Annotated in this window: 27 protein-coding genes and 2 other annotated features; all 27 genes read left to right on the plus strand. The window is 43.4% G+C overall.

Annotated elements, in window-relative coordinates; translation table 11 throughout:
- Positions 1-170: 170 nt before the first annotated feature.
- The 27 genes from EIZ39_RS00375 (at position 171) to EIZ39_RS00505 (ending at position 25,312) form a co-directional block, all read left to right on the plus strand.
- Positions 171-1,544, plus strand: a complete 1,374-nt coding sequence (locus EIZ39_RS00375; protein ID WP_164984824.1) for a cbb3-type cytochrome c oxidase subunit I — start codon at positions 171-173, stop codon at positions 1,542-1,544.
- 31 nt (positions 1,545-1,575) lie between these two features.
- Complete coding sequence (locus tag EIZ39_RS00380; protein WP_240675696.1) at positions 1,576-2,061, plus strand: cbb3-type cytochrome c oxidase subunit II; 486 nt, start codon at positions 1,576-1,578, stop codon at positions 2,059-2,061.
- Between the two features lie 31 nt (positions 2,062-2,092).
- Positions 2,093-2,233 (plus strand): cbb3-type cytochrome oxidase assembly protein, encoded by a 141-nt coding sequence (locus tag EIZ39_RS00385; RefSeq protein WP_205668499.1) that lies wholly within the window; start codon positions 2,093-2,095, stop codon positions 2,231-2,233.
- 17 nt (positions 2,234-2,250) lie between these two features.
- Complete coding sequence (locus EIZ39_RS00390; protein ID WP_129196290.1) at positions 2,251-2,658, plus strand: c-type cytochrome; 408 nt, start codon at positions 2,251-2,253, stop codon at positions 2,656-2,658.
- 292 nt (positions 2,659-2,950) lie between these two features.
- Complete coding sequence (locus EIZ39_RS00395; RefSeq protein ID WP_129196292.1) at positions 2,951-4,159, plus strand: ABC transporter permease; 1,209 nt, start codon at positions 2,951-2,953, stop codon at positions 4,157-4,159.
- A 5-nt stretch (positions 4,160-4,164) separates the two neighbouring features.
- Positions 4,165-4,827: an ABC transporter ATP-binding protein gene (locus EIZ39_RS00400; protein WP_129196294.1), complete on the plus strand. Its 663-nt coding sequence runs from the start codon at positions 4,165-4,167 to the stop codon at positions 4,825-4,827.
- A 60-nt stretch (positions 4,828-4,887) separates the two neighbouring features.
- Positions 4,888-5,131, plus strand: a binding site (T-box leader).
- Positions 5,132-5,190: 59 nt separating this feature from the next.
- A complete protein-coding gene (locus EIZ39_RS00405) occupies positions 5,191-7,848 on the plus strand; it encodes a valine--tRNA ligase (protein WP_129196296.1) in 2,658 nt (885 codons plus the stop codon).
- 68 nt (positions 7,849-7,916) lie between these two features.
- On the plus strand, positions 7,917-9,287 hold the full coding sequence (locus EIZ39_RS00410) for a bifunctional folylpolyglutamate synthase/dihydrofolate synthase (RefSeq protein WP_129196298.1): 1,371 nt from the start codon (positions 7,917-7,919) through the stop codon (positions 9,285-9,287).
- A 20-nt stretch (positions 9,288-9,307) separates the two neighbouring features.
- Positions 9,308-10,681 (plus strand): UDP-N-acetylmuramate--L-alanine ligase, encoded by a 1,374-nt coding sequence (murC, locus tag EIZ39_RS00415; protein WP_129196300.1) that lies wholly within the window; start codon positions 9,308-9,310, stop codon positions 10,679-10,681.
- 126 nt (positions 10,682-10,807) lie between these two features.
- Positions 10,808-11,569, plus strand: a complete 762-nt coding sequence (locus tag EIZ39_RS00420; protein ID WP_129196302.1) for a prepilin peptidase — start codon at positions 10,808-10,810, stop codon at positions 11,567-11,569.
- Positions 11,570-11,655: 86 nt separating this feature from the next.
- On the plus strand, positions 11,656-12,879 hold the full coding sequence (locus EIZ39_RS00425) for a hypothetical protein (RefSeq protein ID WP_129196304.1): 1,224 nt from the start codon (positions 11,656-11,658) through the stop codon (positions 12,877-12,879).
- A 172-nt stretch (positions 12,880-13,051) separates the two neighbouring features.
- Positions 13,052-13,288, plus strand: coding sequence for a DUF4321 domain-containing protein (locus tag EIZ39_RS00430; RefSeq protein ID WP_129196306.1), 237 nt, complete (start codon positions 13,052-13,054; stop codon positions 13,286-13,288).
- 24 nt (positions 13,289-13,312) lie between these two features.
- Positions 13,313-13,909 (plus strand): Maf family protein, encoded by a 597-nt coding sequence (locus tag EIZ39_RS00435; RefSeq protein WP_129196308.1) that lies wholly within the window; start codon positions 13,313-13,315, stop codon positions 13,907-13,909.
- A gap of 54 nt (positions 13,910-13,963) precedes the next feature.
- A complete protein-coding gene (radC, locus tag EIZ39_RS00440) occupies positions 13,964-14,647 on the plus strand; it encodes a RadC family protein (RefSeq protein ID WP_129196310.1) in 684 nt (227 codons plus the stop codon).
- A gap of 113 nt (positions 14,648-14,760) precedes the next feature.
- On the plus strand, positions 14,761-15,801 hold the full coding sequence (locus EIZ39_RS00445) for a rod shape-determining protein (protein ID WP_129196312.1): 1,041 nt from the start codon (positions 14,761-14,763) through the stop codon (positions 15,799-15,801).
- Between the two features lie 18 nt (positions 15,802-15,819).
- Positions 15,820-16,764, plus strand: coding sequence for a rod shape-determining protein MreC (gene mreC / locus EIZ39_RS00450; protein WP_129196314.1), 945 nt, complete (start codon positions 15,820-15,822; stop codon positions 16,762-16,764).
- Complete coding sequence (mreD, locus tag EIZ39_RS00455; protein ID WP_129196316.1) at positions 16,761-17,279, plus strand: rod shape-determining protein MreD; 519 nt, start codon at positions 16,761-16,763, stop codon at positions 17,277-17,279. Before mreC ends, mreD begins: the two co-directional genes overlap by 4 nt.
- A 76-nt stretch (positions 17,280-17,355) precedes the next feature.
- Entirely contained in the window at positions 17,356-18,024 is a 669-nt protein-coding gene (gene minC, locus EIZ39_RS00460; RefSeq protein ID WP_129196318.1) for a septum site-determining protein MinC, read from the plus strand.
- Positions 18,025-18,046: 22 nt separating this feature from the next.
- Complete coding sequence (gene minD, locus EIZ39_RS00465; protein ID WP_129196320.1) at positions 18,047-18,844, plus strand: septum site-determining protein MinD; 798 nt, start codon at positions 18,047-18,049, stop codon at positions 18,842-18,844.
- 76 nt (positions 18,845-18,920) lie between these two features.
- Complete coding sequence (gene rodA / locus EIZ39_RS00470; RefSeq protein ID WP_129196322.1) at positions 18,921-20,051, plus strand: rod shape-determining protein RodA; 1,131 nt, start codon at positions 18,921-18,923, stop codon at positions 20,049-20,051.
- A gap of 117 nt (positions 20,052-20,168) precedes the next feature.
- Positions 20,169-20,981 carry a M23 family metallopeptidase gene (locus EIZ39_RS00475; RefSeq protein ID WP_129196324.1) on the plus strand — a complete coding sequence of 271 codons (813 nt, stop codon included), beginning with the start codon at positions 20,169-20,171 and terminating at the stop codon, positions 20,979-20,981.
- Positions 20,974-21,843 carry a M50 family metallopeptidase gene (locus EIZ39_RS00480; protein ID WP_129196326.1) on the plus strand — a complete coding sequence of 290 codons (870 nt, stop codon included), beginning with the start codon at positions 20,974-20,976 and terminating at the stop codon, positions 21,841-21,843. Before EIZ39_RS00475 ends, EIZ39_RS00480 begins: the two co-directional genes overlap by 8 nt.
- Before the next feature lie 46 nt (positions 21,844-21,889).
- Positions 21,890-23,398, plus strand: coding sequence for an Rne/Rng family ribonuclease (locus EIZ39_RS00485; protein WP_129196328.1), 1,509 nt, complete (start codon positions 21,890-21,892; stop codon positions 23,396-23,398).
- A 58-nt stretch (positions 23,399-23,456) separates the two neighbouring features.
- Positions 23,457-23,530, plus strand: a sequence feature (ribosomal protein L21 leader region).
- Positions 23,531-23,545: 15 nt separating this feature from the next.
- Complete coding sequence (rplU, locus tag EIZ39_RS00490) at positions 23,546-23,857, plus strand: 50S ribosomal protein L21 (protein WP_129196330.1); 312 nt, start codon at positions 23,546-23,548, stop codon at positions 23,855-23,857.
- 4 nt (positions 23,858-23,861) lie between these two features.
- Positions 23,862-24,209: a ribosomal-processing cysteine protease Prp gene (locus EIZ39_RS00495; protein ID WP_129196332.1), complete on the plus strand. Its 348-nt coding sequence runs from the start codon at positions 23,862-23,864 to the stop codon at positions 24,207-24,209.
- Complete coding sequence (gene rpmA / locus EIZ39_RS00500) at positions 24,209-24,499, plus strand: 50S ribosomal protein L27 (protein ID WP_129196334.1); 291 nt, start codon at positions 24,209-24,211, stop codon at positions 24,497-24,499. The genes EIZ39_RS00495 and rpmA overlap by 1 nt, the downstream gene beginning before the upstream one ends.
- A gap of 171 nt (positions 24,500-24,670) precedes the next feature.
- Complete coding sequence (locus EIZ39_RS00505; RefSeq protein ID WP_164984826.1) at positions 24,671-25,312, plus strand: Spo0B domain-containing protein; 642 nt, start codon at positions 24,671-24,673, stop codon at positions 25,310-25,312.
- Position 25,313 lies beyond the last annotated feature (1 nt).

Consider the following 25,313-nt stretch of genomic DNA (forward strand, 5'->3'; position numbering starts at 1 on the left):
TTATTTTGTAATAAGATAAGAGTAGATAAAGTTTGTGAAAAAATGCACATTCTAACATTAACACATTATCTATAGTGTTTATGCTTGGAGGGATGAACGAAAAAGAAGGGTTGCAGGGGACGAAAGGTTCAATTAGGGAAAGGTTTAATAGAAATAGGGGAGGTATTAGGATGTTTAGTAACACAGAACATAGTGCAGCTAAAAACTTTTGGTATACAGCGATCTTCTGGCTGCTGATCTCTATGCTGGCTGGTTTAGTCGTGGCCATTAAGCAAATGTCGCCTGACTTTCTAGGGGGTACCAGCTGGTTGACTTATGGTCGGGTTCGTCCTATTCATACAAACGGAGTATTACTAGCTTGGTTGTCGATGGTGAATGTAGGTTGTATGTTCTATATTGTACCGAAGCTTCTTCGCACGAAGCTGTGGAGTGAGAGACTAGGGAATATTACTTGTGTCTTGTGGAATATCGGTATTGTTGCTGCTGTTTTAGCCTTGGCGGCCGGTCACAGTTCAGGAGTGGAATACGCTGAACTTCCACTATGGTTGGATCTTACTGTAGCTTTTGTTGTTATCTTAGTGATGATTAACGTTTATATGACGATTAAAAACCGAAAAGAAAAGCAATTATTCGTTAGTATTTGGTATTTCGTAGGATCTCTCATTTGGCTTCCAGGTGTGTGGATTGTAGGTAATGTTCCTGCTCCATTGGTAGGAGGAGCCATCCAAGCCAATATGAACTGGTTCTATGGACATAACGTATTAGGATTATGGTTTACGACAGTTGGGATCGGTACGATGTATTATTTGTTGCCTAAACTAACTGGTAGACCCTTATATAGTCATAAACTCTCTTTAATTGGGTTTTGGACGATTGGAACTTTTTATGTTTGGAATGGACCACACCACTTAGTAAATAGTCCAATTCCTCTTTGGTTGATGAAAGCAGGGATCATCCCTTCCATTCTATTAATTATTCCAGTTTGGACCGTATTAGCGAATGTATTAGGGACGATGAAGGGACAATGGCACCAAGTACAGGATAATGTAAACTTGAAGTTTTTAATTACAGCCATGATCTTCTATCTAATGGCATGTCTGCAAGGGCCATTCCAGGCGTTGATGTCGGTTAGTGCGGTTGTCAAGTACACTCACTGGGTACCTGGGCATGCTCATATGGCACCATTTGGAGCCTTCTCCTTTATTGGTTTTATCATGATCTATTTTGCAATTCCTCGTATCACAGGTCGAGAAATTTACAGTAAGTCTCTGATGAGCTGGCATTATTATTTGTCGGTTTCCGGTTTCCTCATCTTTGCTTTTAGTATGTGGATTGCTGGAGTAATGCAAGGATTTGCTTGGATGGAAGCTACTCCGTTTATTGAGACTGTAAGAATGTCTGCACCGTTTGTTGCTGTTCGTGCTGTGGGCGGTACTTTGATGATTGTGGCTCAATTCTTCTTTGCTTATAACATTTACATGACGACAAAGGCAGGTAAAGCCTTTAAGACCGATAAATCTGAAGATGTAACCGTAACAGCCTAAAGCAAGCAAAAAGGAGGAAATTGCTGTGGATATGGAAAAAAGCGCCTTAGGGATATTTTTAGCTGCGGTTGTCTTGTTTATGATGGGAACCTTCGCAACGATCATACTTCCCTTCTATGATGACCAAATGATGGCAACATCGAAAAATGCTGAAGCAAGAGCTTATGCTGAAGGTTCACCGGAAGCAAGCGGTCGAGAAATTTATATACGTGAAGGATGTATGACTTGTCATACTCAAGTGGTGCGTCCAGTAAAAGCAGACTTGGCTATGAACATTGGTCCAGTTACCATCCCAGGTGATTATCAGAATGATAAACCACATCTATGGGGATCCAATCGTGTAGGACCGGATTTAATGTGGGTGGGAGCTCGCACAAGCGCAGAGTGGAATTTAGCTCACTTGAAGGATCCTCAAGAAATCGTGCCTGGCTCTATTATGCCGAAGTATGATTACCTAAGCGATCAAGAGTTGAACGACCTAGTTGCCTACTTAATGAGTTTGAAGCCTGCCCAATAAACAAAAGGGTGACCTAAAAAGGAGGAACAAAATGAGCTTAAGTTCAATGCTGTTAATTACGGTTATGGCGACCTTCTCACTATCTGCCATTCTCATGTACTTCGGGGCGAAGAGGATGGGGCAGTTCGAAGATATTGAAGGGATCAAGTATAGAATGCTGGATGACGAATAATAAGGGGAGATACGGGCATGGCTAAAAACCATCATAAAGATGAACACGTAGACGTCGTTAACGGGATGAAGCAAGGGCACGGAAAAATCCCTAAGGTACTCATATTTGTTTATACAGCCCTTGGGGTATGGGCAGTAGTTTATGCGCTATTGGCTGGTCCGCTAGATGAACGGGATACCATGGCGTCTGCTACGGGGGTAAGTGCAGAAGCAGGTAAGGCGCTAGCTGGACAGTGCTTGGCTTGTCACGGCGCGGATCTAACCGGCGGTATCGGTCCTGCATTAGTAGGGGTTATCGATACATTAGGTGAAGATGAGTTTATCCGAGTTATGAAAGAAGGGCGAGGTTCCATGCCAGCTCTTGGGGCTGCTTGGACAGAGGACCAGATGGGATCTATGATTGAATACTTGAAAACGACAAAATAGAAAGAAGGGGACATTAGGAGTCCCCTTTCCCATTTCCTCCTTAGTATTTACACAGGTATCGAAGGCTGTGGGTTTTCGGGATCTGTTTGAAGTACTAAATCAATAGAATGGTGGCGAGTTCATGCTTAGCAAGGTACAGATCATTTATCATATTGTATGGGCCATCGTAGTGATTTGGATTATTTCCATTACTATTTACACGATCAATAGAAAAGATTTGTAGTAGGCGTCTGTCTAGTTTCCTCTATATAAATCTTTATAATCATATCAAACATGCATAGGGGTGAATCCTTTGAATCGGATTTTTTTAATTGCCTGGAAAAACTTAAAGAGAAAAGTATCGAGAACTTTACTCTTAGCGGGAAGTGCAGGTTTAACGGCCTTTATCTTATTTGCTAGTTATTTTTTTGTTCATTCTATGGAACGAAGTATTGAAGCTAGTTCGAGCCGATTAGGAGCGGATTTATTGGTTGTTCCTAAGGGTTACGGCAGCCAAGCGGGAGATCTCATTATCTCAGGAACAGCTACGCCCTTTTATATGGACCAAGAGGTGTTGGGGAAAATTCGGTCCATACCGGAAGTAGAACTTGCCGCAGCCCAAGTGTACCTTCAGACGGTTTCAACGGTTTGTTGTCGAACGGAAGGCGACTTTCCTATTGTCGCGTTTGACCCTGCTAGTGATTTTACGCTGAAGCACTGGATGGCAGACAAAAAGGAATTAGGTCCATATGATATCTTAATTGGCTCTGCTGCAGGTGGAGATAACTTTTTATTTCACTACGATAATGAATATGTAGAAGAGTGGGTTACTCTATTTGGAAAAGATTTTTCAGTCAAAGGGGTCATGTTTCCTACAGGAATGGGTACGGACAACACCATTTTTATGCATATGGAGGCTGCGCGTGAGCTTAATGGAAAGGAAGGATCAGGTTTAGAGTATCCTAAAGATCAGATCTCTATCGTACTTGTGAAGGTGCGTCCCGGGATGGAAAGTCTCGTAAAGAGAGAGATGGAAAAGCTTCAATTAGATGTAGATATTGTGCAAGGAAAAGGGCTGCAAGATATGGTGAATACACAAATCTTCCCTGTGAAATTACTAAGCTATTTGATGATTGTGTTAGTACTAGTTATGAGTTCTTTGCAGGTAGCGACCATGTTTACGGCCTTAATCAGTGAAAGACGAAAGGAAATCGGAATGCTTCGAGCAATGGGAGCAACCCGAGGTGCAACCTATCGATTACTCCTTCTTGAAGCAGGCATGGCCTCTCTTATTGGGGCGAGTATAGGTTCCATCATGTCAGCAGCAGGGCTGTATGATAACCGGATATTAATCATGCAGGTTTTGCAGCTTCCATTGCTGTTCCCAGATTGGGTTTCCGGGTTGATGATTGGTTTAATTACGACGGCCGTGACCGTAGGGATTTCAGTATTAGCCGCTTTTTTCCCTATTCGAAGCACGATAAAAATGGAACCCTATGAAGCGATACGGGAAGGGGAGTAGGACATATGATCCGATTTCATGAGGTCAAAAAAAGCTATCGTCTAGGACGAGATCGATGGGTTCACGCCTTAGAAGACATGAGTATGGAGATTCATAAGGGAGAATTCATATCCATCGTGGGACCGTCTGGAAGCGGGAAATCGACATTCCTAGCCTTAGCAGGCATGATTGACCGTCCTACTGAAGGACAGGTATGGTTTGATCAAATGGAGGTTACTAGCTTGTCTGATGCGAAAAGAGCTTCCATTCGTTCCGGGAAATGTGGTTTTGTTTTTCAATTTCCTAGCTTAATTCCTACCCTGACGTCGTTGGAAAATGTGATGCTTCCAAAAACAATAGCTGGTCGCTACGAGACAACGGATGAGAACAGCGCTTTTTCGTTGCTAGAGAAAGTAGGGCTTACGGACAAAGCGCAACATCTTCCCTACCAATTGAGTGGAGGGGAACAGCGCAGGGTGGCCATGGCTAGAGCCTTAATGAATGAACCCGAGGTGGTCTTGGCTGATGAGCCGACTGGAGCTTTAGATCAAGAAAACGCCCTTATCATACTAGACGTATTCAAGCGCTTGAATGAAGAGGGCAAAACGATCCTTATGGTGACTCATGACCTAGAGCTAGCAGAGCACGGGCATCGCCTCCTTCGATTTGAGAAGGGGAAATTGGTTTAAATCATCTCACTCTTGTCTAAGATGATAGTAATTTGGTAAAATAGGTTCAGTTTTATAAATGAGATTACGTTGATTGGGAAGATTAGGCAGTGAAGCCATCAAGAGAGAGGAATCCTTAGGCTGGGAGATTCCTTTGGATTTGTAGCTGCTGAAGGTAGCCCAGGAGTTTTCCTTCTGAAAGTGGGTTTGCGATTAGGAAGGAACGGAGCCCAACCGTTAGCAGGGTTGAGGGAGCTTTAAGGTCGTCTTTAGAAACAGCCTGAAGCTAACAAAGGTGGTACCGCGAACTTCTTTCGTCCTTTGGATGGGAGAAGTTTTTTTGTTTTTCTTTTTTCTATACAGTTGTTCAGGAGGGATTGCTAGATGTCGGAGAATCAAACGAAGGAAATGCCAACGAAATATGACCCGAAGGAAACGGAGGGGAAATGGTACACGTACTGGCTTGAAGGAGAATATTTTAAAGCGGAGCGCAATGGGGATAAAACACCCTATACCATTGTGATCCCGCCGCCTAATGTTACCGGGAACTTACATATTGGTCACGCCTTAAACAATACCCTTCAAGATATACTCATTCGTACGAAGCGCATGCAGGGATTTGACGCCCTTTGGTTGCCTGGAATGGACCATGCGGGAATCGCTACGCAAGCTCGTGTAGAGGCCATGTTGAAGGAAGAAGGAACTTCTCGTTATGATCTTGGTCGGGAGAAGTTTGTAGAGAAGGTTTGGGAATGGAAAGAGAAGTATGCAGGCGTTATTCGCCAGCAGTGGTCGAAGATGGGACTTTCTCTCGATTATTCCCGTGAGCGTTTTACCTTGGATGCCGGCTTGTCCAATGCGGTTCGTGAGGTGTTCGTTCGGTTATATGAGAAGGGCTTGATCTATCGTGGAGCTTATATTATTAACTGGGACCCACAAACGAGAACGGCCTTATCAGATATTGAGGTAGAATACAAGGAAGTGAAGGGAGCGCTCTATCATCTTCGTTATCCGTTGAAGGATGGTACAGGATCTATTGAAGTCGCAACGACGCGTCCCGAAACGATGCTTGGCGATACAGCGGTAGCTGTTCATCCAGAGGACGAGCGTTATAAGGACTTGATTGGTAAGATCGTTATCTTGCCGATTGTTGGCCGTGAAATTCAAATCGTTGCAGACGAATATGTAGATAAGGAGTTTGGAAGTGGAGCAGTGAAAATTACCCCTGCCCATGATCCTAATGACTTTGAGTTAGGAAATCGCCACGGATTAGAACAAATATTAGTTATGGACGAAACCGGTAAGATGAATGATAATGCCGGTCCCTATGCTGGATTAGATCGATTTGCTTGCCGCAAGAAGATTGTGGCAGATCTTCAGGAGCAAGGGGTTTGCTTTAAGATTGAAGAACACATTCATCAAGTGGGACACAGTGAACGAAGCGGAGCTGTAGTTGAGCCTTATTTATCTACACAATGGTTTGTAAAGATGGGACCACTCGCGGAGGAAGCAATCAAGCGTCAGAAACAAGAGGATGCCGTTGCCTTCGTTCCAGATCGTTTTGAAAAGATTTACTTACACTGGATCGAGAATATTCGCGATTGGTGTATCTCTCGTCAGCTTTGGTGGGGACATCGCATACCCGCTTGGTATTGTGAGGATTGTGGAGAGATGACCGTATCTCGTACCGATATCCATACATGTCCAAAGTGTGAAAGCGAGAAGCTTACTCAAGACAATGATGTATTAGATACCTGGTTCAGCTCGGCGCTCTGGCCGTTCTCTACCCTCGGCTGGCCTGATCAAACAGAGGATATGAAGCACTTCTACCCAACGAACGTATTAGTAACAGGATATGACATTATCTTTTTCTGGGTAGCACGTATGATGTTTACCGCTCATGAATTTACGGATCAGAATCCGTTTAAGAACGTACTGATTACCGGATTAGTTCGGGATGCTGAGGGACGCAAGATGTCTAAGTCTCTAGGAAACGGCGTTGATCCGATGGAGGTTATTGAGCAGTATGGAGCGGATGCGATGCGTTTCATGTTGGCGACGGGGAATACACCTGGTAATGACCAACGCTTCCGTTGGGAACGTGTAGAAGCTGCTCGCAACTTCGCTAATAAGATTTGGAACGCTTCTCGCTTTGCTTTAATGAATTTAGAAGGTATTACAGTGCAAGACATCGATTTATCCGGCCCATTAGGTACGACAGACAAGTGGATTCTGACTCGCTTAAATGAAACCATTGAGGGAGTGACTAGGCTTCTAGAGCAATTTGAATTTGGAGAAGCGGGTCGTACGCTTTATAACTTTATCTGGGACGATTTATGCGACTGGTATATTGAGATGGCTAAACCTCATTTATACGGGGAAGATGCAGCAGCGAAAAGAACGACGCAATCTGTGCTTTCTCATGTGTTAGAGAATACTCTTCGTTTGTTGCACCCGTTCATGCCGTTTATCACAGAGGAGATCTGGCAGCATCTTCCGCATGTTGGAAAGAGTATTACGGTTGCGGAGTGGCCGAAGGTGAATGAGTCGCTTCATTTCCCAGACTCGGTTAAACAAATGGGCTTGTTGATGGATGTCATTCGCAATGTAAGAAATATACGTGCAGAAATGAATGTTCCATTAAGCAAGAAAATCGAATTAATGATCAAGCCTACCAATGAAGAAGCTGGGTCCTTGTTAGTGCAAGGGGAAGAATATATCCGCCGTTTCTGCAATCCTGAAAAGCTAGAAATTTCTTTAAGCCTGACTACACCGGATAAGGTGGTTTCCGCAGTCGTCACAGGTGCAGAAATCTATCTTCCATTAGCTGGTTTAATTGACTTAGATAAGGAAATTGCCCGTCTAGAGAAGGAAGCAGACAATCTGCAGAAAGAAGTAGAAAGAGTAGAAAAGAAACTGAGTAATCAAGGTTTCCTAGCGAAAGCTCCAGAGCAGGTTGTAGAAGAAGAGCGAGCTAAGGGTCGCGACTATCAAGAAAAACTAGAAACGGTGAAGGCTCGTATTGTTGAATTAAAGAGCTAAAGACAAGGACAAGGTGACAGAGAGAAAAGAGTGACTCTCTGTCATCGCTTTTAAATTAGGCACATATAATGAATAGGACTGGGTTTGGAAGTGAGGGAAAGATGATGGGGCAATTTGAAGAGGCGGTTGCCTGGGTCAAAGGTCTGCAAAAGTTCGGAATAAAACCGGGTCTAGAAAGAATGAAGTGGGCAATGGATAAATTGGATCATCCAGAGCAACGCTTGAAATTTGTGCATATTGCCGGAACCAATGGAAAAGGTTCAACGGTACAATATATTTCCCATGTTCTTCAGGAAGCAGGTTACCGTATTGGAACGTTCACGTCACCCGCGATGGGGGATATCAATACACATGTTCGTTCTAATGGGGAGCCCATGGGCATGGACGATTTCGTCATGTTAGTGGATCGATTAAAACCTTTGGTTGACGAAGCATCAAAGAGTGAATGGGGCACCTTGACTGAATTTGAGGTGTTAACCCTATTAGCTATATTATATTTTGCTGCGATGGACTATCCTGATTTCGTCATATGGGAAACTGGACTTGGAGGGCGCTTAGATTCAACGAACGTAGTCACTCCTTTAGTCTCGGTTATAACGAATATAGGGCATGATCATATTCATATTCTGGGCGATAGCCTTGAACAAATTGCCGCGGAGAAAGCGGGAATCATTAAGCATGGGTTCCCCGTTGTGACTACGGAAACGAGTGCAATTCCTTTGCATGTCATTGCCGAAACAGCAAAGGATCGACGATCTCGTTTATATCAATTTGAAAAAGACTTTTTCCTAACTCGCAAGCTTGAACTATCGGAAGGGGAAAAGGAAGTATTCGACTTCCATGGTCCTTTTCGTTCTTATGAAGGATTAACGATCTCCATTCTAGGTGAGCATCAGGTCAAAAATGCGGGCCTTTCTGTCATGGTTCTGGAGATTCTGCGACAATACTATGCGGTATATTTCGAGGAGCAAGACCTTGCTAAAGGTCTTGAAGCTGCGAAGTGGCCCGGAAGATTTGAAATTGTGCATAAAAACCCATATCTCATTCTAGATGGAGCACATAATATAGAGGGAATGAAGGCCCTTCTTGTCACATTAAGGGAGCGATTTCCTAACCAGATGTTTAAGGTGTTTTATGCAGCCCTTCATGATAAAGATATAATAGGAATGATCCGTGAACTCGCGCCCATTTGCAAAGAAGTGACTTTAACAGATATTGATCACCCTAGAGCTGCGACCTCGGCGAATTTAGAAATGTGGTTCCGGGATGCTAATCCAGAGCTTGTCGTAAGACGGATTCCCTCTTTCGAAGAAGCTTTTGATTCATGGTATCGTCTGGATGACACAAGCGAAATCCTGCTTGCAACAGGGTCATTATATTTTATTTCTGATATTCGTAACGCACTGGGCAAAGCGCAAGCTTCCCCCTCCGATCTATAACGAAAAGGCTGGTGAAGAAGATGTCAACAAAAACCGAGCACGTTCATTTCATTGGTATAGGCGGTTATGGAATGAGCGCTATTGCCAGAGTACTAGTTGATATGGGATATAAGGTCAGTGGCTCTGACATGGCAAGGAAAGAATTAACAGATAAACTAGTCTCTCGTGGCGCACAAGTTTTCATTGGACATGAGGCAAAAAATGTAAGTGGAGCACATGTTGTGGTTTATTCTACAGACATCCCGAAGGATAATGTAGAACTTATTGAAGCGGAAACACAAAAGATTCCACTCATTCATCGATCAGAAATGTTGGCTCGAATCCTGAATGAACGTTCCGGGATCGCGGTATCTGGAGCTCATGGCAAGACCACAACCTCCTCTATGATCTCTCTCGTCATGGAAAAAGCGGGGGTTGATCCTACCTATATTATCGGTGGAGAGATTGTCGACATCGGCAGCAATGCTAGAGCGGGGAAGGGGCCCTACGTCGTAGCCGAAGCAGATGAAAGCGACGGTTCGTTTCTTCAATACCACCCTGAGATTGCCGTTGTAACCAACATCGAACCTGACCACTTGGAGAATTATGAGGGTGATTTTGAAAATCTAAAGAAGGCTTACCGTAAATTCTTAGCGAATGTAAAAGAAGAAGGTACGGCTATCGTCTGCCTTGATGATGAATATATTCGTGAGATGCTGCCTGAAGTGTCGTGCCATTATATTACTTACGGATTGGAAAGTCAGGCAGACTATACGGCTACAGATATTATTTATGGCGACCGTACGGTTTCTTTTTCTGTAAACAAAAGGGAAGAGCTTTTAGGTCAGGTGAAACTATCGGTTCCAGGTCGACATAATGTATTAAATGCCCTAGCCACCATTATTGTATGCTTGCAAGCGGGAATTGCCTTCCCGACGATAGCGGAAGCGATCAAGGCTTTCCGTGGAGCGAAGCGTCGTTTCCAAGTGATTGGCGAGGCCAAGGACGTTCTCGTTGTGGATGATTATGCTCACCATCCAACGGAAATTGAAGCGACCATTCAAGCAGCTAAATCTACGAACCGTCGCATTCTGGCTGTATTCCAACCGCAGCGCTATACAAGAACCTTCTTTTTATTGGATGCCTTCAGTCGAGCGTTCGCCGAGGCAGATCAAGTCGTCATTGCTGATATCTATTCCCCAGCGAATGATACGAAGATGGAAGTGACCGCGCAAACGTTAGTTGATTTGATTAAGCAGAACTCGAATGAGCACGTTGTCTATATGCCAACCAAAGATGATGTCTTTGAATATCTCATGCAGGCAGTGAAGCCTGGAGATCTTGTGATTACCATGGGAGCGGGCGATATCTGGAAGGTAGCCGACCGATTGGCGGAGACGTTGGAGAGGGAGTAGGATACTACCGACTATCGATAAAAGAGTCTTCATGTAGGGTTTCCGTATATGAGGGCTCTTTTTCTTATACTCATTATCAGGTATAATGAACCTGAATTGAATACCTATATGTGAGGCTAAGTATCTATGGAAGTAACCTTATCTTTATTTATCATTTCTTTCTTTCTTATTCTCTCTTCCTTTCTTAATGTTGTAGCTATTAGAATACCAAAAGGGGAATCTATTTCCTTTCCGCCTTCACATTGTGTGAAATGTAGTCACAGGCTCAGACCGCTCGATCTTATTCCTATTGCAAGCTATGTTTTGTTGAAGGGTAAGTGTCGTTATTGTAAATCCCCTATTTCCATCATTTATCCTTTAGGTGAGATTTTAACTACATCGCTTTTGCTTTTTACTTATTTTCAAACGGGTCTAAGTAAGGAGTTATACGTCGCCTTACCTTTAGTTGCTTTGTTATGTACGATAACCATTAGTGATTTACTCTACCAAATCATTCCTAATAAAGTGAATCTCTTTTTCTTCCTCTACTTTAGTCTCCTACACTTCTACTATGCGCCTCTTCCCTATACAGACTACCTGCTAGGAATTCTTGCAGGGGGAGGGCTCCTTCTCTTGATTGCCTTAGTTAGCCGTGGCGGGATGGGGGGAGGAGATATTAAATTAATGGCTGTTGTAGGGATGGCGATTGGTTGGAAATTAACGTTGCTATCCTTCTTTATTGCTTCCCTTATTGGAGGAATAGTAGGATTTATTTTATTAGTTACAAAGAAAGTAAAACGTAAAGATCCTATTCCCTTCGGTCCATTCCTGGCATTGGGTACATTAATTGCTTATTTCTGGGGTGTTGAACTCATACAGGCTTACCTTTTCTTTATTCTAGGTTATTAGCACTTACTTTTTCTCCCTACTAGTTCTATTAATCTCTCATCGCCATATACATATAGTATATAAGCTATCCGAAGGAGAGATACGGGATGGAAAAGAACCGGGGAAGAATTACGATTAAGTTAAACCAGCCTAAGGAAGGACAAGCATCAAGAGAAGTGATGGATCCTATACTTCCGCTAAAGGAGGAACGAGAACCTCTGGAGCTTCATGAATCTCAAGAATCTAAACCACAACCTGCCTCGGAAACAGAAAGAGAAGAGGAGGCTTCGAAGGAACTCGAACCCATGCTATCCAGCTCAAGAGAATGGGGTGCCACCGAGGATTCATCCGATAATAAAGAGAAGAAGCCGTTTGGTTCTGATTGGTATCTGCCTGATGATATAGGGTCGAGCATTTCAACGAACAGAAGGAGTTATAAATCTCGCACAAGGAATTCCAGAGAGCATCAAACCAAGAATGTATTAGGAGTAGCCGCTTCTGTTATTGGTGCCGTTGTGCTTGGGCTCATTTTTGGTTTCGTTGTACTCGGATTTTTTAAGTCAGGACTTCTTGATAGCCCAACCGCTCCATCAGGGGCGATGCCGAAGATGCAAGAGGCACCCGTTATTCCAACTCCAGTTCCGACAGAAGAGGTTGATGATTCTGTTGCTGAGGGAGGTAGTGGAGAGGCCGAGGCTAGCACAACCGTATCTATTACATTGCCATCCAATACCTATTATGTTGTTCAAGGGGGAGTGTTCCAGGATCAAGGAAGTGCAGGCCCGATCCTCGATAATATCAAAGCAAAGGGCTGGCCGAGCAGTTTCATGGGAGAAAAGCCACTCTATCTTCTCCTAGGACTCGCAGCGGAGCGCGATGATGCCTTAGCTTTAGCAGCTCCATACAAGGAAATGGATGTGTATATAAAGGAGTGGGTTGAAGAGACGCAAACCGTTTCGGTGCCACTCAAAAAGAATGCAACAACGACTCAAGAAGAATGGGATCAATGGTTCGAGCGCGAGCAAGCGATGGTTCAAGCGCTTGGACAGGCTATTGCTGAAGGGATGACTTCCGGGAAGCTGGAAAGTGAGAGTATGAAGCAGGTCACGGATGCTCATCGGAATGTTCTAGCCGGAGGACGTGAATTGATTAGCAAGCTCCCCCAAGAAAATCAATCAATTGGGAATCGCATGCTAAACGACATCTCAAAAGGTGTATCGGCAATGGAGCGATATCAAAAGCAGCCCACAGAAGGATATCTATGGCAAGCAGAACAAGCCCTCTTAGATGCGTTTTCCAGCAAGCAAGCCTTTTTCTCTTCATTTAAATAAATAAGAAAAGGATTCTTTCAGGTGTAAGACCTGCCAAGGATCCTTTTTTTGTTAGACTACGAACATCAGGTTGGGACAACTATTTTTTTCCTCTTTTCAGCTTGAAGAACACCTTGTTCATCCTAGGGGGTTCTGCTAAACTGATGGTGACATTTGGACAGAGGAGAAGGAAATGAAAGATACCATTGCGTTTATCATTGTTCTGATGGCAGGGCTTATTTTTGGCAGTATCCTGGGCAAGATATTGGGACAATATATTCCTTTCTTGGGAATAGCCGAGGAAATTACTTGGCATCCGAAAGGGGATTTTGTCATCATTAGGTACGATTTTCTCGTTCAGGTTAAACTAAATCTAAGTGCAATTTTAGGTTTGATCGCCAGTTATTGGTTATATAAGAAAATCAAATAGACAAAAAGACGGGAGGGACAATTCGTGGAACAGGCAAATAAACCAGCGATCATTCTGGCATCATCATCTCCTCGCCGCCAAGAGATGCTGCGGAACTTAGGGCTGGAATTTACTATTCATCCAAGCGGTGCAGATGAATCTGTAGAAGACGGACTTAAACCGGCGAAGATTGTCGAATTGTTAGCAGAGCGGAAAGCGGCAGATGTAGCTTCTCTTTACGAATCTGGAATTGTCATAGGTTCGGATACTATTGTCGTGTTAGGAGACAAGGTGTTGGGAAAGCCTAACAATGAAGAGGATGCATTTTCCATGTTATCAGCACTTCAGGGGACGACTCATTCAGTATATAGTGGTTTGGCCCTTATTGATGCGAACAATGGGAATCGCAGGGTTGGGCATGTAGAAACGAAAGTAAGGATGAGACCGGTCTCCAAGGACGAGATTCTTCGTTATATTGCTACTAAGGAACCCATGGACAAGGCCGGCGCCTATGCTATTCAGGGTCTTGGATCTATTTTTGTCGAAGGTATCGTTGGGGACTATTTCTCTGTTGTTGGTCTTCCTGTACAGATGATGGCGAGTTACCTAGAGGAATTTGGCTTTTCCATACTTACTCCATAGAGACATACATATAATGAGAAACCTGTAATACATTGAAGGTGAGGGGAATGTTTCATGGGGGAAAAGTGGCTGTCAGGATTTCCGTTGGTCGAGCTTCCGAGGGAAAGGATGATGAGCAAAGGAATTGATGCCTTGTCCAATGCTGAACTCATTGCAATCTTGTTGAGAACAGGAACAGCAGGGGAATCCGTAATCAACCTAGCTCAGCGTGTATTAAGCCACGTTGGGGGCTTGCGTCAGTTTTTAGATACCTCTTTGGAAGAGCTCGTTGAAGTGAAAGGAATTGGAACGGCTAAAGCTGTCCAGTTACTGGCGGGTATCGAGTTAGGCAGGAGGGTAGCGAAGACCACGCCAGAAGAACGCTGGACTATTCGCTCACCGGAAGATGTGGCCAAGCTTATGATGGAGGAACTACGCTATTTAACTCAGGAACATTTTGTTTGCCTCTTTTTAAATACGAAGAATCAGGTTATTGCTCAGACGACTGTTTTTATCGGAAGTTTAAATTCATCGATTGTACACCCTCGTGAAGTTTTCAAGGAAGCTGTACGTAAGAGTAGTGCTTCCCTTATTTGTCTACATAATCATCCGAGTGGCGATCCTACTCCAAGCAGAGAAGATATTGAGGTTACTAAGCGTCTGATGGCAGCAGGTGAAATTATGGGCATTGATGTATTAGATCATGTTATCATTGGGGATGGTCGATATATTAGCTTGAAGGAGAAAGGCCTCATTTGAATTGTTTAAGCAAAAGATCTATAATAAAATGTCAGTATTCAAACAGGACTTACATAATTGTAATTTAATGTAACCCCTAATAGATGCAGGAGATATGGAAGGAGATAAGTAGCATGTTTGGTGGTTTTTCTCGGGATATGGGTATCGATCTTGGTACGGCCAATACGCTCGTTTATGTAAAAGGGAAAGGTATTATGGCGCGGGAACCCTCGGTGGTCGCTATCCGTACAGATACGGGAACGATTGAAGCGGTTGGAAACGCAGCAAAAAGTATGATTGGGCGTACCCCGGGTAACATCGTAGCTGTTCGGCCGATGAAGGATGGGGTTATTGCCGACTTTGAAACAACAGCAACCATGCTTCGTTATTTCATCCGACAAGCGCAGAAGAGTCGAGGAATTCTTTCCCGTCGGCCTAATGTTATGGTTTGTGTTCCTTCAGGTATAACGGCAGTTGAGAAGCGAGCAGTAGAGGATGCAACGAAGCAGGCTGGGGCTAGGGAAGCTTATACCATTGAAGAGCCGTTTGCTGCTGCAATTGGAGCTGATCTCCCAGTTTGGGAACCAACCGGGAGTATGGTAGTGGATATTGGTGGTGGAACTACGGAAGTCGCGATCATCTCTTTGGGGGGGATTGTAACAAGTCGCTCTATCCGTGTAGCTGGGGATGAAATGGACGAGGCCATCATTCAGTATATTAAGAAAAAGTACAACTTGATGATTGGGGAAAGAACTTCAGAAACGTTAAAAATGGAGATTGGATCCGCTATACCATCGGATGCTAATGAAAAGATGGACATACGTGGAAGAGATTTAATTACGGGATTACCGAAGACCATTGAAGTTTCTTCCCATGAGATCACGGATGCTCTACAAGAAACCGTAACGAGTATTATCGAAGCAGTAAAGGTCACTTTGGAAAAGAGTCCACCTGAATTAGCGGCTGATATTATGGATCGTGGAATTGTGCTTACGGGAGGCGGGGCACTTCTACGCAATCTTGACAAGTTGTTGAGTGATGAAACGGGAATGCCAGTCTTGGTAGCTGAGAATGCACTGGACTGTGTGGCCATCGGGACGGGTCGAGCATTAGAAAACCTTCATCTCTTCAAATCAAAGTCTGGCATTACCGCCCGATCCAAAAGGGGAAGATAGAAAAGCAGGTGTTAATACGTGTCTAACTTTTTTGTGAAGCGAAGACTACTGTTGTTATTGATTAGCCTAATTGTACTTGTAACGACAATGGGAATTACCTTAAAGGACAGACCGGTTCCGACCTGGCCAGAACGATTTGTCCGAGATTCCCTTGCGTTTGTTCAATCCATTGTCTATAAGCCCGCTTTTGCTGTAGCGGGCTTTTTTGAGAGTATTAAAGATGTTTATGTTGTTTATGAGGAAAACAAAGCTTTAAAACAAAACCTTAAGCAATTTGCCCAAATTACGGCAGATCTCAATGAGTTGAAGCTAGAGAACGAACAATTAAGAAAAATGTTGGAGGCTGAACAATCCAAATTATCAGATTATAAATTGAGGATAGCTGAAGTTGTGGCTCGAAGCCCAGATCGTTGGAATCATACTTTAATTATTGATAAGGGAACGAAGGACGGTATAAGTCCAAACATGGCTGTTATTACACCTGAAGGCTATATTGGAAGAATTCAAAGCGTCTCTCATTTCTCATCCCAAGTGGAATTGGTGACAGATATTGAGCGTGGAAATCATATTGGTGCCATTATACAAGGGGATGAGCGAATTTATGGTGTCGTGGAAGGTTATGACCCTAAGAATAATCTGTTGATTATGAGGAAGATCCCCATGCAATCTGTGATTGAGCCTAAACAGATGGTGATTACGTCGGGGCTTGGCGGAACAATACCGAAAGGGCTAGTCTTAGGGGAAATTGTATCCGTTCGTACAGATGAACAATTTCTTACTAAGGATGCTTATATTAGGCCCAGTGCAAACCTGAATCAATTAGAGAAAGTATTTGTTGTCGAACGCTCACTCATCGCACCGACTGAAATTCCTGTGCCGGCCTTGCCGGGGCTACCGGGTTCAAGCGCTCCTTCCACTCCAACCACCGATACGAATGGTTCTGAGGAAGGGAACCAAGGATGAGGTGGGGGATATTATTTGCGGGTCTACTTGGCTTATTTGTTTTAGAGGGAACGGTCTTTCAGGTGTTTCATTTGCAAGCTTATGGGCGAGAAGTGGCAGTTCTCCCCCGGTTTCTTCTCGTTGTACTAATCTTTGTTTCTCTGTATCTGGGAAGACGAAGGGCCTTTTTATTTGGTCTTTTATTCGGCTTGTTCTTTGATATTCAATATTGTGATGTTATTGGCGTTTACGCCTTTACAATGGCATTGATTCCTTATTTGTCTGCCCTGGCTTATCAGTATTTTCAGTTGAATGTTCTCTTGATCATGATTACGGTCTTACTTGGCGTGTTTATGCATGAAAGCGCGGTGTTCCTCTTGTTTGAGTTATTTGGACTTACGGGTTACCCGTACCATTGGCTTGACTATGTGCCCACGGCTTTATTGAATGCAGGCTTCGCCATCCTTGCTTATCGTCCACTGAACCATTGGTTAGAAAAGATGGTCGATAGCAGACAGGATGAAGTCGATCTTTAAGTAAGCTAAAAGAACAGGGGGAAGCAGGAAAAATGGCCTCGACCAGCGAATGCTATATGGTGGGGGGAATAAGAGCATGACACTGACAAAGAATATCGTAACCATAAAAGGAACAAAAGACGGATTAGTTTTTTTATTGGACGATACTTGTTCCTTGCAGGAACTATTCGCTCAATTAAAAGAAAAAGTGGAAAGCAACCATCAGCAAACCCTAGCTGGTCCCCCAATTGAAATCACAATCAAGCTTGGCAACCGGTATCTAACGGAAGAACAGACCCAGGAGTTGCGGGAAATCATTAAGGAGAAGAGCAACTTAAGGATTAGAAGCATCGACTCCTTATTAGTAACAAGGGAACAAGCACTCAAGGATAAACTCTCTTCCATGACCCGAGTGGAAACTCGAACAATACGCTCCGGTCAGGAGTTAAGACATACAGGTGACTTATTGCTGTTAGGAGACATTAATCCGGGCGGTGGAGTCTATTGTACAGGTAGCATATTCGTGATGGGTGCACTACGAGGCTTGGCTCATGCAGGTTGCAATGGTGATGAAACTGCGATTATCGCAGCATCGTTGCTGCGCCCTACACAACTAAGGATTGCCGATGTCATTAGCCGACCGCCAGATGAATGGATGGACGGGAGCAATGAAATGGAGTTTGCTTATCTCGAGGACGGTCAGATGTCCATTGATAAGTTAAACCAACTGCATAAAGTGAGATTGGATTATTGGAGTAATAGATAGAGCATCTTCAGGGGGGATTTGTATGGGAGAAGCGATTGTAGTCACATCGGGGAAGGGCGGCGTAGGGAAAACCACTACATCTGCTAATATCGGTACGGCCCTAGCAACCAACGGAAAAAAGGTGTGCTTGGTCGATGCGGATATCGGTCTTCGCAACCTTGATGTTATGATGGGATTAGAGAATCGAATCATTTACGATCTAGTTGATGTGCTAGATGGACAATGCAGATTACAGCAAGCCTTGATTAAAGATAAGAGATTCGATCATCTCTTTTTGTTGCCGGCTAAACAGACCAAGGACAAGTCAGCCGTTACACCAGAACAGATGGAGAACCTCATTAAAGAGCTGAAGATGGACTTCGATTATGTCATCATTGACTGTCCTGCTGGGATTGAACAAGGCTTTAAGAATGCAGTGGCTGGAGCTGACAAGGCCGTTGTGGTGACGATACCCGAGCCGACAGCTGTTCGTGATGCTGACCGAGTGATTGGCTTGCTTGAGAAAGAAAAGACAGGTTCTCCAAAGCTGATTATTAATCGTATTCGATATGGCATGATGAAGCAGGGAGATATGCTGGACGTTGATGATGTGATTCAACAGCTGGGAATTGAGATTCTAGGTATTGTTCCGGATGATGAGCGTGTGATTAAGGCCTCTAAAGAGGGGGAACCGATTGTCATGAATCATGAAGCGAAAGCAGGTTTAGCTTACCGGAATATTGCTCGCCGTATTCTTGGAGAACAAGTTCCACTCCTTAGTTTAGAGGAAGAACAAGGCGGTTTCATGAAAAAAGTTAGGAAATTATTTGGTATGAGGTAGCAGGAACTTACATATAGTTCCTGCTTTTATTTGGTCTATGCCTGAGGTTATAATAACCTAATGGAGGGCAAGAGGAATGGAATTTGAAGCAAAATACTTTAAGACAATCGATTGGGTCATTATCCTAATCCTTATTGGTTTTGGTATCTTTAGTTACTTGGGGATCTCAGGCGCTTCCCCTCATTTGAGTTTAGAAGGCAAGCAAGTGGTTTGGTATATGATTGGGTTTGTCTTTATGTCCGCCATTCTTTTGTTTGATTACAACATGATTGGCAACTTAAGCTATATTTTTTATTTTATTGGTCTCGTTTTGCTCGTAGGTGTGTTGTTCACGCCGCCAATTAACAATGCTACGAGTTGGTATAACCTAGGGCTGTTTTCTTTTCAACCAGCGGAGCTAATGAAGATTATCACGATCATGACTCTTGCTAAGTATTTAGCCAAACGAGCAGAACAAGAAGATCCCTTTAGTAAGGTCTATGAGTTGATTCCCATCTTTGCTATTATAGGCGTTCCCATGCTACTGATTCTTATTCAGCCAGATCTCGGGAATGCAGTCGTTTTTTCTGGTATTTTAATTAGCATGATGATCGTTGGAGGAGTAAAGGGAAGACACTTTTTCCTTTTTGGCGCCCTTGCAGGAAGCTTTTTTGGTTTCTTGACCTACCTTTATCAATTTAAGCAAGAGATTTTCTTTAAGTTGATAAAACCATATCAATGGAATCGGATCGTCTACTGGCTTAATCCGGAGTTAGATCCCGTTGGGCAAGGGTTTCAGCTTAAGCAATCTCTCATTGCTATAGGGTCTGGACAGCTTCTAGGAAAAGGTATTAATGCGGGAACTCAAGCTAAGTTTGGCTGGGTACCCGTAGGAGAGAGTGATTTTATCTTTACGGTTATCGCTGAAGAGCTAGGGTTCATAGGTGGAAGTCTGCTGATTTTCCTGTTCTTTTTACTGATTTACCGAATGGTACGTATTGCACTGGACGCTAAGGACCCTTTTGGATCCTACCTGGTATCAGGGGTAATTGGGATGTTTGTATTTCAAATTTTTGAAAACATAGGGATGACGATTCAATTAATGCCGATCACGGGGATTACACTACCCTTCATTAGTTACGGAGGAAGCTCCTTAGTGACCAACTTTATGATTATTGGTTTAGTGTTAAATGTAGGAATGCGTAGGAAGAAGCTGATGTTCGACTAATCCTGAAAGCGTCTTTGAGGGGTGCCCTTCGAGGACGCCTCTTTTTCGTGTTCTATCTTGTCTCTCTTTTTCATAAAGTGATTAAAGGACAAGTACTCGGAAGGGTGGTTTGGTTACATGAGTCTAGATTCCATTAAGCGGAGAAGAGAAGAAAGATTGCGGGAGCTAAGAGAACAAATGAGGAGGGGGAGTGAGGGGGGATTTCTAGACGAAGCTATAGAAGTGGAGTCCCCTAAACGATACTCTTCTTCAAGTTATATGGCTACTCGCAGAGAGTACTCCTGGGATCAAGAAGACGACTGGGGGACGAAAGAAGAGCCTGTAGAACCCATCAGCTCAAGGTTCATGATGAAGGCCATCCTGTCATTATTCCTCTTAAGCTTTACTTTTCTTATATATAAAATCGACTCTCCTTTTACAACACCTGCTAAAGGTTTTGTTGATCAAGTGATGACAAGGGAATACAATTTCCAAGGAACAATGGCTCTGTTGGAGAAATATGTGGGGACTCCGTCGATCTTACCCACTATAGATACACCCATGCAAGGAAGTCCACAGCCGGTGTGGAACCAAGTCAGGGCACCAAAGAAGTATGTCGTACCCGTTAGTGGCAAGGTCGCTGCTCCTTTCTATTTGGATGGTAAAGGCATTCAGATTGAAGCGCCAGGTGGAAGTGAGATTAAAGCTGTAGATCAAGGTTGGGTGATCTTTGTTGGAACAAAAGAAGGATTAGGACAAACCGTTATTGTTCGGCATGAGAACCAGCTTCTATCTTCGTACAGCAGTGTAGATGAGATCCAAGTCAAAGAGCAGGACTGGGTACAGCCCGGTCAAGTGATAGGAAAGACGAAAGAGGGGCAAACTGTCTATTTCTCCATGCAGATGAACGAACAGTTTATGGACCCCGTGAGTGTGATTACATTTGACTAGTTGGACAGTTGGCGGGATTCGAATAGCCATCCATCCTTTATTCTGGCTCGTTGCCATAGCCGCTGCTTTAACTGGGCAATTCTTTGAATTAATTACCCTCTTCACTTTGGTTATGATGCATGAATTAGGTCATGTTTTCGCAGCCTTAGCGGTGGGCTGGAGAGTACAGAGCATGGAACTGCTTCCTTTTGGTGGAGTAGCGAAAGTGGATGAATGGGGAACAACCAGAGTCAGGGATGAAGTGCTTGTGGCGCTAGCGGGGCCTTTTGTCAATTTGGTCATGATTCCTGTAGGCTATGTTTTCTATCTTTATGGAATCTGGGGAGAAGAGTGGACTGAGTTTTTTGTCTTTGGGAATGTCTGGATCGCGGGGTTTAATCTGCTGCCCATATGGCCGTTGGACGGGGGGAAGATTTTACAGGCACTTTTAAGTAAGGTATTCCCTTTCTATAAAACGATGTATGTTAGTATTATATGGTCCAGTTTTGCGGCTTGCTGCCTCATCGTTGCTTCCTTCTTTTTACCGTTTCAATGGAATCTAGTCTTGATTAGTTTCTATTTAATATTAGAGAATCGCTTAGCCTACAAACAAGCCCAGTACCAATTTATTCGTTTCCTTCTCAAGAAGGAACAGGAAAATAGGAAGTTACCAAGTCATTCGAAAATGGATACGTACTGTTTGAAGGCAAATGAAAGAATCGGTGAAGTGGTAAAAAGGATTAAAAAAGGCTCCTACCACTGCTTCCAAGTACTGGATACTAGGCAGAATATCGTCGCTTCTATTTCAGAAGATGCCATTATTCGCGCCTTTTTTGAAAAAAAACCAGGCCGAACCATTTCTGAATTGATCTCAATTGGCTAAAATAGAATTAAATACCATTTGTTTTTTTTGAAGAGGAGATCATAAGTTGAAACAGATTATCGTGAATTGTGCCTATTGGGAAACGAGAGTGGCGGTTATGGAAAATCGCAAGCTTATCGAATTGTTTGTCGAGAGACCGGAGGAACAAAGAATTGTAGGTCATATTTATAAGGGGAAAGTAGCCAATGTATTGCCTGGCATGCAGGCTGCTTTTATTGATATCGGATTAGAAAAAAACGCATTCATTTATGTAGACGACTGCTTGCCTTCGGAATGGAAGGACAAGGATGATCGTCCGAAGCCAAGTATTCGAGAAGTGCTGACACAAGGGCAAGAGATTTTAGTGCAAGTAGTGAAAGAACCTCTAGGTACAAAAGGAGCTAGAGTGACAACACAGCTTAGTTTTCCTGGGCGATACTTGGTGTTTATGCCATCAGATCCTTATATCGGCCTTTCTCGGAAAATCTCTCAAGATGGAGAACGGGAAAGGCTTCGTCTCCTGTTAAAGGAGCAATGCAAGGAACAAGAAGGCGTAATTGTAAGAACCGTTGCAGAAGGAGCCAGCGAAGAAGAGCTTATAGCTGATCTTGAGTTTCTGCGTGGGCTATGGCGAAAGACCATAGCTTCGGCAAAAGAGAGTAAGCCTATGCGGGTCGTACATAAGGATCTTGATTTAGTTTCACGCATCACAAGGGATGTCTTTTCGGAAGATGTGGACGAGCTTATTATTGACAGTCAACCTGAGTACCATAAGCTGCTTGAGGACTTGGGGTATTTTATACCAACACTTAAACCAAAGCTTAAACTGTATACAGATAGGACAGGCATCTTTGATTCATTTGAAGTAGAAGCAGAAATTGAGAAAGCTCTAAAAAGAAAGGTTTGGTTAAAAAGTGGCGGATATATAATTATCGATCAAACCGAGGCCTTTACCTCTATTGATGTCAATACAGGTAAATTTACAGGAACCCATCAATTAGAGGAAACCGTATATAAGACCAATTTGGAAGCGACGAAGGAAATCGCTAGACAGTTGAGACTTAGAGATATTGGAGGCATCATCCTTATCGATTTCATCGATATGCGTAAATCCGAACATCGTGATCATGTATGGCATGCTCTCCAAGAACATCTGAAGCGTGACCGGACAAAATCTCACTTGCTTGGGTTTACTCAACTTGGTCTACTTGAGATGACGCGCAAGAAAGTGCGGCAAAACTTGTCTGATGTTATGACAAGACCCTGTCCGTATTGTGAAGGGAAAGGAAAGATCCTCTCTCTAGATACGGTGAGCTCTCGCATCGAAAGAGAAATAAAAGAGTATGCTAGATCCACTCACGTAGAGTCCATACTCATAGAAGTGCATCCCTGTCTAGCCGATAAGTTTGAAGGCGAACGAGGGGAAGAACGAGATCGGATCCAAAGAGAAACAGGGCTAGAAATTCATGTGCACCGAAATGAGAACATGCATGAGCAACATCATCACTTGTTTGTGGGTAGTCAGCAAGAAGTAAGGAGAAAAGTTGCGATGCTTGATGGAAAGGATTTACCTTGACACTGATTCTTGAATTATGTTAATCTGTTTTTTGTTGATATCATGTTTGACACTAGTCATCATGCTGCAACCGCTCAGAACAGGTTTTTTATAAGCCGTTTGGCACCTGGGATGGCGAGTCTTAATAATTATAGGGAGGTGCAGCAAATGTACGCAATTATCGAAACTGGTGGTAAGCAATATAAAGTTGAGCAAGGAGCTGAGCTTTATATCGAGAAGCTTCCTCAAACTGAAGGTGAAACTGTAACTTTTGATCGCGTATTGTTGGTTAGCAAGGATGGAAGTGTTGTTGCTGGAAGTCCAACAGTAGCTGGTGCAACTGTAACTGGTAAAGTTGACAGACACGGACGCGGACAGAAGATTATCGTCTTCAAATACAAAGCGAAGAAAAACTACCACAAGAAGCAAGGTCATCGTCAGCCATACACTAAAGTTGTAATCGAAAGCATCAACGCTTAAGTTTATGATTAAAGTGCATGTCAAACGACGAACATCAGGGGACATTGAGCTGATTACCATTGATGGACATGCCGGTTATGCAGATCCCGGACAAGATATTGTTTGTGCTGCAGTATCAGGGATATCCTTTGGTGCAATTAATGCTGTTGATATGCTCCTTGGGGTGAAGCTTCCTGTCGAGCAAGGAGAGAATGGGTTTCTCCGCTGTACTTTGCCGGTTCAACAACCTGGGGTACAAGAGAAAGTACAATTACTCCTCGACGGCATGGTAGCCTCGCTTCAGTCGGTTGCCATAGAGTACGGAAAGTTTGTTAAAGTATATGATCAATTACCAACCAGGAGGTGGATGTAATGTTAAAGATGAATCTTCAATTTTTCGCTTCTAAGAAAGGGGTAGGTTCTACTAAGAACGGTCGCGACAGTATCGCGAAGCGCCTTGGTGTGAAACGTGGAGACGGTCAATTCGTTAAGGCTGGTAACATTCTTGTTCGTCAGCGTGGAACGAAGATCTACCCTGGACTAAACGTTGGAATCGGCGGAGATGATACTTTGTTTGCTTTGTCTGACGGAGTAGTTCGTTTCAAGCGTTTAGGACGTGACCGCAAGCAAGTGGTTATTGAGCCAGTAGCTCAAGAAGCATAATAACCCTTTATAGAAAAACCCGACACCTAGTCGGGTTTTTCTATTGTACTATGAAGCGGCTCATTGGCGTCAGCCAAGTTTTCTAGTATACTTAAATCATTACGAGTTGGAAGCATGTGGTAGTTAACTACATTGTTTCATACGTTTGATTTGGGATGGGGGTGTTTTGAGTTGGCTCAAGAGTATAAAGGGAGAAGTGGAGAAGCAGATCTTCGAGATGTGGAGTCCGAAATTTTGCAAGTGCAACAGCGGTTCTTAGATAGTCTTCGCTTACAGAGACATGATTGGCTAAATCATTTTCAAGTCATTCTAGGATATATGAAGTTGCAACGATATGACGTATGTGAGGAATACATAAAAAAAGTAACAGACCAAACCAACAACGAAAGCCGCATTGCAGCGCTTGAGCACCAGGCACTAGTTGCTTATTTACTTACCTATAATGCAATATATAAAGAAATGAAGCTCGAAGTATTGGTGCCAGAGCTCATTAATTTAGGCCAGCTTGGGCAAGATGAGAATAAGAGATTTTTTGATCTAGTCAAGGGAATTATTGATACCTATCGAGAGCACTCTATAACCAACAATGGTCTTCCCAATACATTAGTTATTGAGCTTCAGGAGTTAGAAGAATCCATATTTCTTGCAGTGGAATATGAGGGTAACTTAAGAGAACAAGAATGTATCGAGGCTCTCCGTTCCCTTGCTAGTCGTTTAGGGGATGGCGAGGGCTTCTTTGTGGAAGGCTTACATAATGATCAAGAATCCATCATGGAATTTTACTTTCCTGTAAACCAAGAGGTGAAGGAATAGC

The sequence above is a fragment of the Ammoniphilus sp. CFH 90114 genome, from assembly GCF_004123195.1.
Lineage (GTDB): Bacteria > Bacillota > Bacilli > Aneurinibacillales > RAOX-1 > YIM-78166.

Coding starts and splice junctions, on each gene's coding strand:
- EIZ39_RS00410 (WP_129196298.1), top strand. CDS start 7,917: ATGAATAGGACTGGGTTTGGAAGTGAGGGAAAGATGATGGGGCAATTT.
- mreD (WP_129196316.1), top strand. CDS start 16,761: ATGAGGTGGGGGATATTATTTGCGGGTCTACTTGGCTTATTTGTTTTA.
- EIZ39_RS00445 (WP_129196312.1), top strand. CDS start 14,761: ATGTTTGGTGGTTTTTCTCGGGATATGGGTATCGATCTTGGTACGGCC.
- EIZ39_RS00495 (WP_129196332.1), top strand. CDS start 23,862: ATGATTAAAGTGCATGTCAAACGACGAACATCAGGGGACATTGAGCTG.
- EIZ39_RS00390 (WP_129196290.1), top strand. CDS start 2,251: ATGGCTAAAAACCATCATAAAGATGAACACGTAGACGTCGTTAACGGG.
- EIZ39_RS00380 (WP_240675696.1), top strand. CDS start 1,576: ATGGAAAAAAGCGCCTTAGGGATATTTTTAGCTGCGGTTGTCTTGTTT.
- EIZ39_RS00405 (WP_129196296.1), top strand. CDS start 5,191: ATGTCGGAGAATCAAACGAAGGAAATGCCAACGAAATATGACCCGAAG.
- minD (WP_129196320.1), top strand. CDS start 18,047: ATGGGAGAAGCGATTGTAGTCACATCGGGGAAGGGCGGCGTAGGGAAA.
- EIZ39_RS00375 (WP_164984824.1), top strand. CDS start 171: ATGTTTAGTAACACAGAACATAGTGCAGCTAAAAACTTTTGGTATACA.
- EIZ39_RS00425 (WP_129196304.1), top strand. CDS start 11,656: ATGGAAAAGAACCGGGGAAGAATTACGATTAAGTTAAACCAGCCTAAG.
- murC (WP_129196300.1), top strand. CDS start 9,308: ATGTCAACAAAAACCGAGCACGTTCATTTCATTGGTATAGGCGGTTAT.
- EIZ39_RS00400 (WP_129196294.1), top strand. CDS start 4,165: ATGATCCGATTTCATGAGGTCAAAAAAAGCTATCGTCTAGGACGAGAT.
- rodA (WP_129196322.1), top strand. CDS start 18,921: ATGGAATTTGAAGCAAAATACTTTAAGACAATCGATTGGGTCATTATC.
- rplU (WP_129196330.1), top strand. CDS start 23,546: ATGTACGCAATTATCGAAACTGGTGGTAAGCAATATAAAGTTGAGCAA.
- rpmA (WP_129196334.1), top strand. CDS start 24,209: ATGTTAAAGATGAATCTTCAATTTTTCGCTTCTAAGAAAGGGGTAGGT.
- radC (WP_129196310.1), top strand. CDS start 13,964: ATGGGGGAAAAGTGGCTGTCAGGATTTCCGTTGGTCGAGCTTCCGAGG.
- EIZ39_RS00430 (WP_129196306.1), top strand. CDS start 13,052: ATGAAAGATACCATTGCGTTTATCATTGTTCTGATGGCAGGGCTTATT.
- EIZ39_RS00475 (WP_129196324.1), top strand. CDS start 20,169: ATGAGTCTAGATTCCATTAAGCGGAGAAGAGAAGAAAGATTGCGGGAG.
- EIZ39_RS00385 (WP_205668499.1), top strand. CDS start 2,093: ATGAGCTTAAGTTCAATGCTGTTAATTACGGTTATGGCGACCTTCTCA.
- minC (WP_129196318.1), top strand. CDS start 17,356: ATGACACTGACAAAGAATATCGTAACCATAAAAGGAACAAAAGACGGA.
- EIZ39_RS00420 (WP_129196302.1), top strand. CDS start 10,808: ATGGAAGTAACCTTATCTTTATTTATCATTTCTTTCTTTCTTATTCTC.